General features: G+C 68.1%; 11 protein-coding genes. 7 read left to right on the top strand and 4 right to left on the bottom strand.

All coding sequences use genetic code 11. The features are described from left to right. Positions 1-145: 145 nt before the first annotated feature. A complete protein-coding gene (locus tag AC07NG_RS23400) occupies positions 146-1600 on the bottom strand; it encodes an efflux transporter outer membrane subunit (protein ID WP_494596685.1) in 1455 nt (484 codons plus the stop codon). Between the two features lie 94 nt (positions 1601-1694). Between AC07NG_RS23400 and AC07NG_RS23405 the strand changes: the two genes are divergently transcribed. From AC07NG_RS23405 to AC07NG_RS23420, 4 genes are all read left to right on the top strand, one after another. Next, positions 1695-2318: a TetR/AcrR family transcriptional regulator gene (locus AC07NG_RS23405; RefSeq protein WP_494596686.1), complete on the top strand. Its 624-nt coding sequence runs from the start codon at positions 1695-1697 to the stop codon at positions 2316-2318. 76 nt (positions 2319-2394) lie between these two features. After that, positions 2395-3486 carry an efflux RND transporter periplasmic adaptor subunit gene (locus AC07NG_RS23410; protein ID WP_494596687.1) on the top strand — a complete coding sequence of 364 codons (1092 nt, stop codon included), beginning with the start codon at positions 2395-2397 and terminating at the stop codon, positions 3484-3486. Beyond that, complete coding sequence (locus AC07NG_RS23415) at positions 3483-6575, top strand: efflux RND transporter permease subunit (RefSeq protein ID WP_494596688.1); 3093 nt, start codon at positions 3483-3485, stop codon at positions 6573-6575. Before AC07NG_RS23410 ends, AC07NG_RS23415 begins: the two co-directional genes overlap by 4 nt. 55 nt (positions 6576-6630) lie before the next feature. Beyond that, entirely contained in the window at positions 6631-7095 is a 465-nt protein-coding gene (locus tag AC07NG_RS23420) for a PaaI family thioesterase (RefSeq protein WP_494596689.1), read from the top strand. A gap of 220 nt (positions 7096-7315) precedes the next feature. Here the strand turns inward: AC07NG_RS23420 and AC07NG_RS23425 are convergent, their stop codons facing one another. Together AC07NG_RS23425 and AC07NG_RS23430 are read right to left on the bottom strand one after the other, a co-directional pair. Continuing rightward, entirely contained in the window at positions 7316-10429 is a 3114-nt protein-coding gene (locus AC07NG_RS23425) for a PAS domain-containing protein (RefSeq protein WP_494596691.1), read from the bottom strand. A 151-nt stretch (positions 10430-10580) separates the two neighbouring features. Next, on the bottom strand, positions 10581-11222 hold the full coding sequence (locus AC07NG_RS23430; RefSeq protein WP_494596693.1) for a TetR/AcrR family transcriptional regulator: 642 nt from the start codon (positions 11220-11222) through the stop codon (positions 10581-10583). Positions 11223-11322: 100 nt separating this feature from the next. Between AC07NG_RS23430 and AC07NG_RS23435 the strand changes: the two genes are divergently transcribed. Next, positions 11323-12255 carry an NmrA/HSCARG family protein gene (locus tag AC07NG_RS23435; protein ID WP_494596694.1) on the top strand — a complete coding sequence of 311 codons (933 nt, stop codon included), beginning with the start codon at positions 11323-11325 and terminating at the stop codon, positions 12253-12255. 297 nt (positions 12256-12552) lie between these two features. Here AC07NG_RS23435 and AC07NG_RS23440 read toward each other — a convergent pair whose 3' ends face one another. Further along, positions 12553-13197, bottom strand: coding sequence for an arylesterase (locus tag AC07NG_RS23440; RefSeq protein WP_494596695.1), 645 nt, complete (start codon positions 13195-13197; stop codon positions 12553-12555). A gap of 57 nt (positions 13198-13254) precedes the next feature. Here AC07NG_RS23440 and AC07NG_RS23445 point away from each other — a divergent pair, with 57 nt between their 5' ends. Together AC07NG_RS23445 and AC07NG_RS23450 are read left to right on the top strand one after the other, a co-directional pair. Continuing rightward, a complete protein-coding gene (locus AC07NG_RS23445) occupies positions 13255-13944 on the top strand; it encodes an ABC transporter ATP-binding protein (protein WP_494596697.1) in 690 nt (229 codons plus the stop codon). Beyond that, positions 13941-16460 (top strand): ABC transporter permease, encoded by a 2520-nt coding sequence (locus AC07NG_RS23450; RefSeq protein ID WP_494596699.1) that lies wholly within the window; start codon positions 13941-13943, stop codon positions 16458-16460. Before AC07NG_RS23445 ends, AC07NG_RS23450 begins: the two co-directional genes overlap by 4 nt. Positions 16461-16670 lie beyond the last annotated feature (210 nt).

The raw sequence follows: 16670 nt of genomic DNA on the forward strand, positions 1-16670 counted from the left end.
GATCAACCACGCTCAATGCGTGTCCCGGACAAACAGCCCCGCGAACTAGCTACATGCATGCGCGCTTTGCGACGCAATGCGCCATGAACTGACCTTGGAGCCACTCCAGACTCCGGACGTTCAATTGCTGTCGCTGGCGGAGCCCCTAACCTTTACTCGCCCCGACCGTGTGGCCCCAGCCGCCGCCCAAGGCTCGGAATGAACGAATGGAGGCACGGGCCGCCTCGGTCCGAGCCTGGACCCTGGCGTCTCTTACGGCCAGTAGGCGAGCATCAGCGTCGAGCACCTCGACAAGGCTGACGACGCCGGCGTCGTAAGCGACCTTGGACGCGCCCCTGGCCTTGACCAACGCCGCCTCGCCTTGAGCCAGCACCCGCTCCTGGTCCTCGCGCTTAACCAGACTGGAGAACGCGTTCTCCACGTCCTCGGTCGCCCGCAGGACCGACTGCTGGTAAGCGACCAGCGCTTCGGCCTTCTGGCCGCGGGCGGTGCTGACCTCTGCGCCGACCCGGCCAAAGTCAAAGAGCCGCCAGCGAAGACCGAGGACGCCTTGAGCCTGCGACGCGGGGCTCTCGAAAAGTGTGCTGCTGCTGGTGGTGGCCGTGCCGACCAGGCCGCTCAGAGAGAACTTGGGAAAATACTGCGACAGGGCCGATCCGACCTGGGCGTTGCTCGCGCGAAGCCGTTGCTCGGCCACGACAAGGTCGGGACGCCGCCGCAGCAGCTCGGCCGGCCCCTCGGCCTCGGCCAGGCCCGGCGCGGCCGGGATCGGGGCCGCCACGGCCAGTTCGGCGCGATAGGTTCCCGGCTGCGCGCCCAGAAGCACGTCCATGGCGTTGAGCGCCGCGTCCAGGCCTTCCTCGAGAGCAGGGATGCCAGCCCTGGTCTGCTGCAGGGCGCCGAGCGCCTGCTGCAGTTGGAGTTCGGCCGCGACGCCCTGCGCGCGCTGCAGGCGGACCGTCTCGACGAGTTGGGCTTGCGTCTCCACCTGCTCGCGGGCGACGGCCAAACGGGCCTGGAGCCCCCGAACCAGCATGTAGGTGTCGGCGGTCTGGGCGGCGACCGCCAGCCTCGCGGCGGCGACGCCGGCCCTAGCGCCCTCGTATTGGGCGCGGGCCGCCTCCTGGTCGCGACGCGAGCCGCCAAAGACGTCCAACTCCCAGCCAGCGACGACATTGGCCTCATAAAGCGCGCCGTCGCGATCGAAGTTGGGCGTGGCGGCCAGGAGGCGCCCGGTCGGGGTCTGGGTGGAGGCGTGGGCCTGGGCGCCGCGCGCCTCGATCGACGCCGAGGGCAGCAGGGCGGCGGTCGCCGCGCCCAGGCCCGCCCGCGCTTGCGTTACGCGGGCGGCGGCCTGCGCCAGGTCGAGGTTCTGGGCCAGGGCGCGATCGACCATCCCGTCAAGAACCGGATCGTTGAAGCCGCGCCACCAGGCATCGATCGGCGCGGCCGGGACCGGCCTGGCGGCGACGGCGGCCCCGCCCATGAAGGCCGGCGGGGCCGCGATCGTCGGCGCCACATAGTTGGGACCGATCGCGCAACCGCCCAGCACGGCGACGCCCGCCATCGCAGGGAGAGTCCGAAGGAAGACGGCGCGCATCGGCATACTTTCCGGGCTAAGAAACCAGATGTGACCAAATGCCAATATCGTCACTTGTTTGTCAATCGCGATGACCGATGCTAGCTTGCCAGCCATGAGCACCCTCGATCCCTCCCCCCCTGCGGACGGCCAACGCGGGCCCATCGAGCACGGTATCCGAGACCAGATCGTCGATGCGGCCGAGGCGCATTTCAGCCGTTACGGCTATGGCAAGACCACGGTTGCGGATCTGGCCAAGGCGATCGGCTTCTCCAAGGCCTACATCTATAAGTTCTTCGACTCCAAGCAGGCGATCGGCCAGGCGATCTGCGTCCAGTGCCTGGACAAGGTGCTTGCAGCGGGCGAGGCCGGCGTCGCTGAAGGCAAGACAGCTTCCGATAAGTTACGCCGTTTTTTCAATGGAATAACCAGCAAGAGCGCAGAACTCTTCTTCCAGGACAAGCTGCTCTACGACATCGCCGCCCACTCGGCCGAAGAACGCTGGCCCTCGGTGATCGCCTATCTGGCGCGAGCTGAGGCCATCCTTCGCGACATCATTCTTCTGGGCCGCGAGACCGGCGAGTTCGAGCGCAAGACGCCGATCGACGAGATCTGCGAGGCGATCTTGCTGGTCATGCAGAGCTTCATGAATCCGCTGATGCTCAAGCACAATCTGGACGATTTGCCCGAAGCGCCGACCAAGGCGGTCAACCTCGTGCTTCGCAGTCTCGCGCCATGAGCAAAAGTGACTAGTTGACAGTTTAGTCACTCGCCGCCAGCTTAGGGACCTTCCGTCAAGGCAGGACCTTCAAGCCATGTCGTCTCGCACCCTCGCCGCCGTCCTGCTCCTAGGCGGCCTAGCTCCCTTGACCGCCTGTGGCGGCAAGGCCGACGCCAACGATCCGCGCACCCAAGCCCCGATCGTCCGGACGGCCGTCGCGGGTCCGGCGACCACCGGCGAGCGGCGGTTCAGCGGCGTCGTCTCGGCCCGCGTCCAGAGCGACCTGGGTTTTCGGGTCGCCGGCAAGGTGGTCGCCAGGCTTGTCGACGCCGGCCAGACCGTGCGCCTGGGCCAGCCGCTGATGCGCCTCGACGCGGCCGACTACGTCTTGGCTGTCGCGGCCCAGAACGAACTGGTCGAAGCCGCCCGCTCCCGCGCCGTCCAGACCGCCTCCGAGGAGCGGCGCTATCGCGGCCTGGTCTCGGCCGGCGCGGTCTCCGCCCTCGCCTATGACCAGGCCAAGGCGGCCGCCGATGCGGCTCAGGCGCAGCTGGCGGCGACGCAGGCCCAGGCCCGCGTCTCTCGCAACGCCGCCGGCTACGCGGTTCTGATCGCCGACGCCGATGGCGTGGTGATGGAAACCCTGGCCGAACCCGGACAGGTCGTGGCCGCCGGTCAGCCCGTCGTGCGCCTGGCCCATGCCGGCCCGCGCGAGGCCACCATAACCCTGCCCGAGACCGTTCGCCCCCCGCTCGGCTCGACGGCGGACGCCTACGCATTCACCGGCGCCAAGGCCGGCCAGGCGCGCCTTCGCCAGCTTTCCGACGCGGCCGACCCGCGCACCCGCACCTATGAGGCCAAGTACGTGCTGAGCGGTCCGGCGGCCCAGGCGCCGCTGGGCTCGACCATGGTCGTGGCCCTGCCCGGCCAGGCCGGCGGCGAGGCGGCACGCGGCGTCGAGGCGCCAATCGGCGCCCTCTACGACGCCGGCAAGGGTCCGGGCGTCTGGGTCATCGATCCGCGTACCTCCACCGTCCAATGGCGCGCCGTGCAAGTGGCGTCTCTGGGGACCGAGACGGTTACGATCGCCGGAGGCCTGTCCGGCGGCGACCGGTTCGTAGCTCTGGGCGCCCACATGCTCCACCAGGGCCAGAAGGTCCGCGTTCAGAGCGGAGCGGCTCAATGACCTTCAACCTCTCCGCCCTGGCGGTCCGCGAGCGTTCGATCACGCTGTTCCTGATCATCGCCGTGACCTTCGCCGGCGCCTTCGCCTTCATGAAGCTGGGACGCGCCGAGGACCCCAGCTTCTCGATCAAGGTCATGACCATCGTCAGCGCCTGGCCCGGCGCCACGGCCCAGGAGATGCAGGACCAAGTGGCCGAGCCGCTGGAGAAGCGGTTGCAGGAGCTGAAGTGGTACGACAGGAGCGAGACCTTCACGCGGCCGGGCCTGGCCTTCACCACCCTGACGCTGAAGGACCAGATCCCGGCCAAGGAGGTCCAGGAACAGTTCTACCAGACCCGCAAGAAGATGAGCGACGAAGCGGCCAACCTGCCGCGCGGGGTCCTGGGTCCGTTCGTCAATGACGAGTACGGCGACGTCACATTCGCCCTCTACGCCCTCAAGGCCAAGGGCGAGCCCCACCGCCAACTGGTGCGCCAGGCCGAGGCCTTGCGCCAGCGGCTGTTGCACGTCCCCGGCGTCAAGAAGGTGATGATCATCGGCGAGCAACCCGAAAAGATCTTCGTGGAGTTCTCGCAAGCCCGCATCGCCACCCTGGGCGTCAGCCCCAGAGACCTCTTTGCGGCCCTCAATGATCAGAACCTCGTCACGCCGGGCGGCTCGATCGAGACGGCGGGCCCTCAGGTGCAGATCCGCCTGGACGGCGCGCTCGACGACTTGGAGAAGATCCGCCAGACGCCGATCGTGGTCGGCGGTCGCACGCTCAAGCTGGCGGATATCGCCCAGGTCAAGCGCGGCTACCAGGACCCCGCCACCTTCCTGATCCGCAGTGACGGCGAGCCGGCCATTGAGCTGGGGGTGGTGATGAAGGATCGCTACAACGGCCTGCAGTTGGGCAAAGACCTCGAGACCGAAGCCAAGGCCATCGCCGCGGAGATGCCGCTGGGCATGAGCTTCGAAAAGGTCACCGATCAATCGGTGAACATCGAGGAAGCCTACGACGAGTTCATGCTGAAGTTCTTCGTGGCGCTCGCGGTCGTCATCGTCGTCAGCCTGGTCAGCCTGGGCTTCCGGGTCGGGCTGGTGGTGGCCATGGCCGTGCCGCTGACCCTGGCCGGCGTCTTCGTGATCATGCTGGTCACCGGCCGCGACTTCGACCGCATCACCCTAGGCGCGCTGATCCTGTCGCTGGGCCTGCTGGTCGACGACGCCATCATCATCATCGAGACCATCGTGGTGAAGATGGAGGAAGGCCGAGACCGCGTCTCGGCGGCGACCTATGCCTGGGGCCATACGGCCGCGCCCATGCTGTCGGGCACGCTGGTGACGATCATCGGCCTGATGCCGGTGGGCTTCGCCAAGTCCACGGCCGGCGAATATGCCGGCAACATCTTCTGGGTCGTGGCCTTCGCCCTGATCACTTCCTGGGTCGTGGCGGTGATCTTCACGCCCTATCTAGGCGTGCTGATGATCCCCAAGATCAAGCCGGTGGAGGGCGGCCATGCGGCGATCTACGACACCCCCCGCTATCGCCGGCTGCGGTCGATGGTGACCTGGACGGTGGACAATCGCTTCAAAGTGGCGGCCGGCGTGGGCGTGGCGATGGTCATCGCCGTCCTGATGATGGGCGCGACCAAGAAGCAGTTCTTCCCGATCTCCGACCGGCCCGAGGTGCTGATCGAGGTGCAGATGCCCGAGGGCGAAAGCATCGCCTCGACCGGCCAGGCGGTGGAGAAGGTCGAGGCCTGGTTGAGCCGTCAGCCCGAAGCCAAGATCGTCACCAGCTATATCGGCCAGGGCGCGCCGCGGTTCTTTCTGGCCATCTCGCCGGAGTTGCCCGATCCGTCCTTCGCCAAGATCGTCGTGCTGACCCCCAACCAGCAGGCCCGCGAGGCCCTCAAGCATCGCCTACGCGCGTTCGCGGCCAGCGGGGCTGTGCCCGGCGCCCGGATCCGCGCGACCCAGATCGTGTTCGGCCCGCCCTCGCCCTTCCCGGTGGCGTTCCGGGTCATGGGACCCGAGGCCCCGCGCGTGCGCCAGATCGCCGAGCAGGTCCGCGCGGTGATGCTGCGCAACGACGGCCTGCGCCAGGTCAACACCGACTGGGGCGAGCGCGTCCCGACGGTTCACTTCGTGCTCGACCAGGATCGTCTGCGGGCCTTTGGCCTGAGCTCGAGCGATACGTCATTGCAGCTTCAGTTCCTGCTGACCGGCGTGCCGGTGACCCAGGTGCGCGAGGACATCCGCTCGGTCGAGATCGTGGCGCGCACGTCCGGCGCCGATCGTCTCGATCCGGCCAGGCTCGGGGCGTTTTCCCTGGTCGGCGCCTCTGGCGAGCGCATCCCGCTCGACCAGATCGGCCGGGCCGAGGTGCGCATGGAAGATCCCATCCTGCGTCGTCGCGACCGCCTGACGACCATTACCGTGCGCGGCGATATCGACGAGCGGCTGCAGCCGCCGGACGTCTCCACCCAGGTGATGAAGGACCTCAAGCCGATCATCGCCGCCCTCCCGGCCGGCTACAAGATCGAGATGGGCGGCTCTATCGAGGAGGCCGGCAAGGCCAACGTCGCCCTGGCGGCGATCTTCCCGCTGATGTTCATCCTGATGATGATCGTGATCATCTTCCAGGTCCGCTCTCTGTCGGCGATGTTCATGGTGCTGCTGACCGCGCCCCTGGCCCTGGTCGGGGTCGCGCCGACCTTGCTGCTCTTCCATCAGCCGTTCGGGTTCAACGCCATCCTCGGACTGATTGGCTTGGCCGGGATCATCATGCGCAACAGCCTGATCCTGATCGGCCAGATCCACACCAACCAAGAGGATGGCCTGGACCCGTTCCATGCCGTCATCGAGGCGACGGTTCAGCGCGCCCGGCCGGTGATCCTCACCGCCTTGGCCGCCATCCTGGCCTTCATCCCCCTGACCTTCTCGGTGTTCTGGTCGTCGATGGCCTACACCCTGATCGGCGGCACGATCGGCGGGACGATCCTGACCCTGGTGTTCCTGCCGGCGCTCTACGCGATGTGGTTCAAGATCAAGGATCCTAGCCTCGCCCCCGCCAAGGCTCATGGGCCGCAACCGCTGGCGACTTGAAGCGAACCGTTCCCAAGCCGTTTCGATCACGTATCGCTTTATTCTGGAGCCAACCATGAACGTTCCTGAACCTACCCTCGCCGACCAGATCGCCCCCGGGGCCTCCGGCTTGGAGCAGCTCCTGGCGATGATCGCCGCCGGTGGGCGCCCGCCCATTGGCGACACCCTGGAGTTTTCCCTGACCGAGGCCGGCGACGGTTGGGCGGCGTTCGAAGGGGTGCCCGGCCGCCACGCCTACAATCCGATCGGCACAGTGCATGGCGGCTACGCCGCGACCCTGCTCGACTCCGCCTGCGGCTGCGCGGTGCATTCAAAACTTAGCGCCAAGCAGGGCTACACTACCCTTGAACTGAACGTGGCCTATCATCGGCCGATGACTGACAAGACGGGTCAGGTGCGGGCAGAAGGAAGGGTCGTAACTTTCGGGCGCCGCGCCGCCTTTGCCGAGGCGACGATCAAAGACGCCAGGGGACGCCTCTACGCCACGGCGACGTCGAGCCTGCTGGTCTTCGAGCGTTGAGCGGGGCTGGGCTTAATCTCAGGCAGGTCAAGGCTTTGCAACAGCCCGCTCCAAGCCACGGGGGGCGTAGAACGCCAGAAGCTGACATTCGCCCCCTGCTCTATGGCCACCACGGACATTGGGCCACCGCGAGTAAAGGGACGTCCAGCAACCGGGCCCGAAACGCTTAGCGTTCCGCAGTTGATTGAAATGCCGATTGCCTCCTGAAATGGGCCATCGGTCAAAGCCCGAGATCGGCGATGGCGTCGGAGAGCTCCTGAGCCCGGAAGGGCTTGGTCAGGCGCGGCAGATCCGGCGCGATGCCGTCCTCCTCGGCATAGCCGGAGATGATCAAGGTCGGCAGCGAGGGATGCGAGAACCTGACGGCGCGCACGAGTTGGGCCCCGTCCATCCCAGGCATCAAGTGGTCTGTCACCAGCAAGGCGAAGTCGTCTCGATCCCTTATCAGCATCAGGGCGCGCTCGGCCGATCCCACCTCGACGACCTCGAACCCGAGGTCCTCGAGCATGCGGGCGGTGCTCTCGCGCACAATTTCCTCGTCATCGACCAAGAGGACCGCGCCATGTCGATCGCCCGTCGGCCGCGGCTCGCCCTGCCCCTCTACGGCCGCCGTGTTTAATTGTCGGCTGACGGGCAGCCAAAGCGCAACCCGAGTGCCGACGCCCACCCGGCTTGCAATATCGAGCGCGCCCCCAAGCTGCCGAGCCAGGCCATGAACCATTGACAGGCCAAGACCTGTGCCCTTGCCGATGCCCTTGGTGGAGAAGAACGGCTCGATCGCCCGCTCCAGGGTCGCCGCATCCATGCCAGCGCCGGTGTCGGCCACCGTAATCTTGATATAGCGCTCGTCGTTGAGGCCCTGAGGCTTGGCCTCGCCCGCGGCCGACATCACCACCGAGATCCTCAATTCGCCGCCTTCAGCCATGGCGTCTCGCGCGTTGACGCTGAGATTGAGAATGGCCAGCTCAAGCTGGTTGAGATCGCCGTGGGCCATGGGCAAGCTCGGCGCGATGTCCGTCACCACCCGCACGTGCGGCCCGGTCGTGCTCGACACCAGATCGGCCATGCCCGCTACGAGGCTCGCCGTGTCGACGGCGGTCGGCTGCAGAGGCTGTCGCCGGGCGAAGGCGAGCAAACGCTGAACGAGCGTCTTGGCCCGTTCGGCCGATTGCAGGGCGCCATCGATAAGGCGCTGCTCGCGATCGGTGTTCAGCGCCTTTCGACTCAACATGTCGAGGGAGCCGATGATCGGGGTCAGAAGATTATTGAAGTCGTGGGCCACACCGCCGGTCAACTGGCCAAGCTGCTCGACCTTCTGGGACTGGCGCAATTGCTCTTCGGCGTCGGCCAGCCGGCGCTGTTCGGCGACCCGGGCGGTGACGTCATAGACGAACTGGTAGGCGCCGGCGATCTGGCCCGAGGCGTCGCGGTAGTTGCGGAACGTCATCTCGAACCAGCGGCGCTCATACCCCGCGCCGCCAAACTCGCGCATGTCGGTATATTCCTCGCCGGCCAGCGCGCGATCCCAAGAGGCCCTGACCTCGGCGATGTCGTCTCGCCGCCCGCCCAGCAGGGCGATCATGTTGTCGCCGATCTGCGGGCGGGGACCGTAGGCCCGCTGGAAGGCGTCCACGCCGGCCCGATTGATCGCCAGCACCCGGTAGTCCCGATCCAACACAATGATGATGGCGTCGGTGTTCTCGACGAGGTCGATGAGCAGCCGTCGCTCGGCGATCCCCTCGGCGATCCGTTGCTCCAGGGTCTGGTTGAGCTCCCGCAGGGCCTGCTCATTAGCCTTGCGCGCGGTAATATCGATCGCCGTGCCGATGACCCGCAGGCAGCGGTCGCCTTCGAAGAGGCCACGGCCCTTGGCCGCGACCCAGCGCGTTGTCCCGTCTTCCAGGCCGACGGTGCGGTATTCGACATCGTAGACTTCGCGCACAGCCGGATCGGCCGCCGCGGCGAAGGCCCGCGTCGTCGCTTCGAGGTCATCGGGATGCAGACCGGCGTAGAAGTCGGCCAGGGTGACGGTGCGGTCCGTCAGCAGGCCAAACATCGCCCTCACGCGCGGCGGCCAGTAGAGGGTGTCATTGACGACGTCGACGTCCCAAAGCCCGATCTCGGCGGCGTCGGTGGCAAGGCGCAGCTGTTCTTCGCGCCGGCGCAGGGACGCCTCGGCGCCGGAGCGTTCGATGTGGGCCCAGGAGCGCTCGGTCACTGCGCGAATGACGGCCAGTTCGTCGTCGGTCCAGGCGTGAGGAAGCTTGTCGTGAATGGCCATCAGGGCCACGAGTCGCCCGGCCTTGATCAGCGGCATGCAGATCGTGGCGGCGACGCCGATGTCCTGGAAGGTCTTGGCTTCGTGCGGCGGAAGTTCTGCGAGATTGTCGTTGATGATCAGCGGACGCCCCGCCCCAAGCTCCCGGACGGCCAAGGCGCCGAAGTCGGCGAGGCGGTAGCGGCCGACGATCGAGGGCGAGCCGGGTTCGTGCCAGTCGCCGCGGATCGTGAAGCCGTCCTCGTCGGCGTCCATGTCGGCATAGGCGCAGTTGGAGACACCCAGATGCTCGCCGACCATGCGCGTCGTCACCCGCAGGATTTCGTCGGCGGTGCTGTAGGCGCTGAGCGCCAGTCCGAGATGGTCGAGAAACTGGAAAAGTCCCGCGCTGCTGGCCAGTCGCCTCTCGGCCAGGATACGCTGGGTGATGTCGAACACCATAGCCAGGATGCCGACCGGGCGGCCGGCGGCGTCGCGAACAGGCGTGTACTCAAGGTCCATCCAGACCTGCTCGGCGCGCCCGAGCCGCCAGAGCGCGAGGGGCTGGGCGGCGTAGTGCAGCGCCTCGCCCGCAAGGCCCTTTTCCAGGACGTTGCGGTTGAACGCCTCGGCTTCGGGCCAGATTTCCAGGAGCCTGCCCCCGAGAGAAGCCGGGTGTCTTGGACCGCAGACCTCGGCATAGCCGTCATTGTAGATCAGGCGCCCTTCTGGCCCCCAAAGCAGCACCATCGGCACGCGCGACGACAATATCGTCTGGACGGTTGCGAAAAGCTCCGCCGGCCAGCCGGCGATCGGCCCCAGGTCGGTCACGCTCCAGTCGTGGGCGCGGATCAGATCGCCGACCGCGCCGCCGCCCTGCAACTGGCGAGAACCCGCAGGCCGCGGAGCTCCAGTATCGGGTTCCAAAACGTCCACAGCCCACTCTCGTTGATCGTTAGCGATAGCCGAACTCGTCTGGCTCGAAAAGCCGATCGGGAAAGCCAGTTCGATCGCGTGCCACGCCCTTGTGTCAGCGCTCAACCGCAAAGAGGCGCCCGGATCGCGGACGGCAAACAAAAGAGCTCGCAGCGCACTAACTCAAGCCTGGGCAGCGCCACAAGCTGCCGTTGGCGCCTCTCCGGAAACAGGACGTTCAGCACCCAGGTCCAAAAAGCCGTCTCCGCCCCATAGCGGACGTCACACAAGCACCATCGAGCGTGGTGACGGATCAGCGAGCGCGCGCTCCTGTGAGGAGGACAATCAGCACATGGTCGACCAGCCGGGCGAGACGCTCAGGTGGAACCGAGACACCAGCTGGTCCGCTATCGTGTGCCAGCAGCGCGACCACGACCTCGCTCATACCGTCTAGGTCGAGATCAGATAGCGGCGCGTGTCCCTCATCGACCGCCCGTCGGGCGAGCGCGACCAGCTCATTTCTGATGAAGTTAAAGAAGCGGGCCGACAGAGACCGATAGAGGTCGGGATCCAGCCGAGCCATTTCCATGGTGGCGGTGACAACCTCTGATCGGCCATCGCAGTTTCCGGCCTGCTCCAGGAGCGCGAGGAGGTCATCGCGCAGCGACGTACCGGGATACCGAGGCGAGACAGCTGGGCTCAACGTATCAACCGCGTCGGCGACGAGGTCGGCCTTTGTGGTCCATCGCCGATAAAGGGTCGCCTTTGACGCACCTGCGCGCGTCGCCACGTCGGTCATCGTAACCCCGTGGTAGCCGCGCTCGGCGAGCAACTCGAGGGTAGCGTTGATCAGTCGGTCGTCGCGGCTTCTATCCTGAGTTCGCCCGCGAGTCGCTGGGGGACGTCGGCGCTGATGATGATCCACGGGTTGGTCCATAGGGACCATGTAGGGCATTACGAAACTTTATCAAACCGGAACTCTTGCGTTTCGTATTGGTGGACGCCAGATGTGGCTCCCTAAGGCGCCAAGAGCGCCCCAGCAGAGAGAGTTTCCCATGACGAACGCGCAGGCTGACCAGCGCCCAATCCTTGTTACTGGCGCCACGGGCAAGCAGGGCGGCGCAGTCGTCCGCGCGCTTTTGCGGGATGGACGCTCCGTTCGCGCGATGACACGGGACACTACCTCGGCGGCAGCTCAGTCGTTGGCGGCGCAGGGTGTGGAGGTGGTCAGGGGCGACTTCAATGATCCCGTCAGTCTCGACGCCGCCCTGGCGGGCGTGGGCGGTCTGTTCTCGATGCAGATGGGATCGCATCCAGGCGATCCGGAGACCGAGGTCGTTACCGGCAGAGCGTTGATCGAGGCCGCCGGCCGGGCAGGTGTCGATACGGTCGTCCACACCTCCGTCGCCCGCGCGGGCGATCAGACCAACTTCATCGGTTGGGACGAGGGGCGATGGGAACCCCTGTACTGGAACAACAAGGCCGCTGTAATCGACATGGTCAAGACGCAGGGCTTCCGCCATTGGACGATCCTAAAGCCAGCCATGATCATGGAAAATCTCGTGCCGCCCATGGTGGAGAACATGTGGCCCAGCATCCGTGAACACGGCCGGTTCGAGACAGCCGTCGCCGCCGACACCGGCATCGACTGGATCGCGGCAACAGACATCGGCGCCTTCGCGGCGGCGGCCTTCGCCGATCCGGCGCGGTTCCACGGACACGAGATCGACCTTGCCGCAGGAAACGCCACCTTGCCTGAGGTCGCAGCCAAGATGTCGGACGTCACCGGCAAGACGGTTACGGCGGTTACCCTGTCCAAAGACGAGGCGCTCGCGAAACCCCACGGTGAACTCGGCTACAGACACGAGATCTGGAACAACGTCGAAGGCTACAAGGTCGACCTCGATGCCGTCCGCAATTGGGGCGTGCCACTGACCTCACTCGATCAGTTCATACAGGCGCACCGCGACAGGTTCGTCGTCGGCTGAGCAACTTTTGGGGTGGGAAGTCTGTCTGCTTTCCACCCTCCCCGCCAATCGGGAAGTCCGCTTACCGGCAAGGCTGCGCCATGAGCTGACATTGGCCCACCTCCAGGAATGCGACGTTCAGCACCCGGCGGGAGAAAACCGGCGCCGCCCCATGGAGGACGTCGAAAGCGTCAGGTTCCTACGAGGGTCTTCACTGAGGGCGGGAAGACGCGTCTGCTTCTTTGAAGCCTGCTAAGGTCGCAGCCGAAGCTGCGCATCAATAGTCCCTGGGCGCCAATCCGCGTCGCCATCAAGGAGCTAGCCAGCGCGGGCCTTCAGCGCCTTGGCCACGATCGGCGCCAAGGCCTCGCCGATCCGTCTGGCTCCGCCCGCATTGGGATGGACGCCGTCCCGCTGCATGAGGGCGGCGTTCGTGTTCACCCCGGCAAGGATGTTGGCGTAGAGCGGCACGCCGAACGCGCGCGCCAGGCTGGCGTAGATCGCGTTGAACTCGCGGGCGTAGGCCGCCCCGATGGCCGGCGACGCGCCCACGCCGACCAGGACCGCGTCGATCCTGCGCGCCTTTAGCTTCTGGAGGATGCCGCGCAGGTTGGCCTTGGTCTGGGCGGGCTCCACGCCTTGCAGCAGGTCGTTGCCGCCCAGGGCGACCACGCAGATCCTGGTGTCGGCCGCGACGCTGAAGCCGACCCGCGCCAGCCCGCCGCCGCTGGTGTCGCCCGAGACGCCAGCCGCCCGGACCATCGCCGGTACGCCCAGCCGGCCTAGGGCGGCCTGCAGCTGCGCGGGCATGGCGTCACGCGCCGGCAGGCCCAGCCCCGCGGTGATCGAGTCGCCCAGGACGGTGACGACAGGCGGCTTGGGCGCGGCGGCGATCTGGGTCAGCAGGCCCAGGCCGAGCAAAAAACGACGACGGCTTGGAAAACGCTGTGCGGTCGGGTCCATGCCTTCCTATGTAGGCTGACCGCCGGCCGAACAAGGGCCGGCCTCGCAGGAAACACCATGTCCGACGACGCCTCGCCCCCGGCTCCCCCCCTGGCCCTGAGCGCCGTCGCCCTGACCCTGCCTTCGGCCGCTGGACCGGTGAACATCCTGCGGGGCGTCGACCTGACGGTGAACGCCGGCGAGCGCGTGGCCGTGGTCGGCCCGTCGGGCTCGGGCAAGTCGTCGCTGATCGCGGTCGCGGCCGGCCTGGAAGACCCCACCGCCGGCGCGGCTCGCCTGTTCGGCCAGGACCTGGCGACGCTGAACGAGGACGGCCGGGCCCGGCTGCGGCGCGGCCGGGCCGCGTTGGTATTCCAGTCCTTCCACCTGTTGCCCAACATGACCGCCGAGGAGAACGTCGCCACGCCGCTGGAGATCGCCGGGGCCGAAGACGCCCTGGCGACCGCCCGGGACTGGCTGGGCCGCGTGGGCCTGTCGGCTCGCCTGACCCACTATCCCCACCAGCTGTCGGGCGGCGAGCAGCAGCGCGTCGCTCTGGCGCGCGCCCTGGCCGCGCGTCCCGCCCTGCTGTTCGCCGACGAGCCGACGGGCAACCTGGACAGCGTCAGCGCCACGTCCGTCGCGGACCTGATGTTCAACCTCGTCGCCGAGGTCGGGGCGGCCCTGGTCATGGTCACGCACGACCAGGCCCTGGCCACCCGCGCCGACCGCATCGTGCGGATGGCCGACGGGCGCATCGCTTCGTGAGGCCGCCCCTCGCCTTCGGCCTGGCCGCCCGCGAGCTGCGTTCTGGCGTGCGCGGCTTTCGCATCTTTCTGGCCTGCCTGGCGCTGGGAGTGGCCGCCATCGCCGCCGCCGGCTCCACCGCCGAGGCCTTCCGCCAGGGCCTGGCCAGCCAGGCGCGCGAGATTCTCGGCGGCGACCTGTCGTTCTCGGCCGAGAACCGCGACTTCACCGACCAGGAACGCGCGGCCTTCGACAAGCTGGGAGTCACGACCTACGCCGCCTTGGCACGCGCCATGGCCCAGACGCCGAGCGGCGAGCGCCGCCTGGTCAGCCTGCGCGGCGTGGACGCGCGCTTCCCCTTGGCGGGCGCAGTGACCCTGGAGGGCGCGCCCAACCTTGCGACCGCCCTGGCCGACCGGGACGGCCTGCCCGGGGCGGCGGTGGAGCCGGCGCTGCTGGACCGCCTGCACCTGAAGATCGGCGACCGGTTCGAGGCCGGCCCCATCACCCTGGTCGTACGGGCCAAGCTGATCAGCGAACCCGACGGGCTGTCGCGCGGTTTCTCGATGGCGCCGCGCCTGCTGGTCCGCCGCGACGTCCTGGAACGGTCCGGCCTGCTGGCGCCGGGCGGCCTGTCCGGACGGGCCGTGCGCATCGCCCTGGCGCCGAACCAGGACCCGCGCGCCGTCGGCAAGGCCGTGCAGGCGGCGCTGCCGGACTCGCACCTGCGGGTCCGTGACCGTCTCGACAGCGCGCCCGGCGCGCGACGGCTGATCGACCAACTGGAATACTTCCTCGGCTTCATCGGCCTGGCGTCGCTGGTGGCCGGCGGCCTGGGCGTGGCCGGCGCGGTTTCGGCCTATCTGTCGACCCGGGAGCCGGCCATCGCCGTGCTCAAGGCCCTGGGCGCGGAGAGCGGCCTGATCCGCGACCTTCACCTGATCCAGATCGCGGCGCTGGCCCTGCTGGGCGTGACGATCGGCCTGGTTGTCGGGGCGCTGGCGCCGCTGGTCCTGGGCCAGTTGGCCGGCGCCAGCCTGCCGATCCCGGCGCTGTTCAAAGTCTATCCGTGGCCCCTGGCCAAGGCTGGGCTGTTCGGCATGCTGGCGGCGGCCGCCTTTTCGCTGCTGCCGCTGGCGAGAGCCCGGGCCACCCCGCCCTCGGCCCTGTTTCGACGTGCGCCCAAGGCCCGCCTGCCGCTCGGGTTCGAGACGCTCGGCGCGGCCCTCTCGGGCGCCGGCCTGGCGGCCTTGGCCGTGGCCACCGCGCCGACCCCGCTGGCGGCGGCGATCATGATCGCGGGCGTTATGGTCGCCTTCGGCCTGCTGGCCGTGCTCGGCCGCTCGGCCGCCTGGCTGGCGGGAAGGGTTCGCGGCCTGACGCGCGGTCTCGCCAAACTGGGCCTCGCCAACCTGGCCGGACCGCGCTCGGCGGCGCGGACCGCCAGTCCCGCCATCGGCCTGGGCGTGGCCCTCCTGGCCTGCGTGGTGCTGATCCAGTCGGCGCTGCTGGCCCAGGTCAGCGACGTGGCCCCGCGGACCGCCCCGGCCATGATTTTCACCGAGATCCCCGGCGACCGCGTCGCCGCCTTCGACGCCGCCGTGGCCGGGGTGACGGGCCCGCTGCACGCGGACGCCTATCTGCGCATGCCTTTCGCCACGGGCCGGATCATCGCTCTCAAGGGCAAGCCGATCGACACCAAGACCATCAAGGCGTCCGAGCGCTGGGCCTTCGACAACGACCTCAGCCTCTCGTTGCTGGCCAGGGAGCCGAACAACGCCGGCGTGGTCGCCGGCCGCTGGTGGTCCGCGAACGACGCCGGTCCGCCGAAGGTGGCGCTAAGCGCCGAGATCGCCCAGGCGGCCGACCTCAAGGTCGGCGACACGATCACCGTGCTGGTTCTGGGCCGCGAGATCGAGGCGCGGATCGCGGTGCTGCGCAAGGTTGACTTCGGCGGCTTCGGGCCCAACTTCAACCTGATCTTCACCCCCGCGACTCTGGAGGGCGCGGAGCTGCGCAGCGTCGCGATCGCCCGCCTGAGCCGCGGCCAGGAAGCGGCCCTGACCCGCAGCCTCGGGGAGGCCTTTCCGGGCGTCAACGTGATCAGCGTCCGCGAGCAGCTGGACGCAGCGGCAGCCCTGTTCGACCGCCTAGCCTTGGCCGTTCGCGGCGCGGCGGGCGTCGCCGGCCTGGCCGGCCTCCTGGTGCTGGTCGGCGCCATCGCCGCCGGAGCGCGCGCGCGCGCGCGCGAGGCCGCGACCCTGAAGGTTCTGGGCGCCACGCGCGGCCAGATCCTGCTCGCCTATGTCATCGAGTATGGCGCGGTCGGGCTGATCGCCGGCGCGGCGGGCGTGCTGCTCGGCTTCGCCGCCGCCTGGCCGGTGGTCGTCAAGGTGTTCGAGGCCAGCTGGAGCGTCGACTGGAGCGGCGTCCTGGCCCTGCTTGCCGGCGCGACCGGCCTGGCAACCCTGGGCGGACTGATCGCCGCCGGCCTGGCGTTGTCCCAACGCCCGGCGCCCGTGTTGAGGGGCGAGTAAATCTTAAATTCGTGCCGGCCGCCAAGACAGTCTAGCGACGTTTTCCGCCGATCGGGAGGTTTGATCCCAGACCGGGTCGCGCCAGGAACACGCACACCACCACATTCGCGAAGCGCTCGTCGCGGCCCTCAACGAGCGCCGCCCCGTCGATCCCGCCGCCTTGCGATGGGACCGACATTGCCTCCTCGGTTGCTGGATTCACGGCGAGGG

The organism is Caulobacter sp. GW821-FHT10C03, from assembly GCF_059415485.1.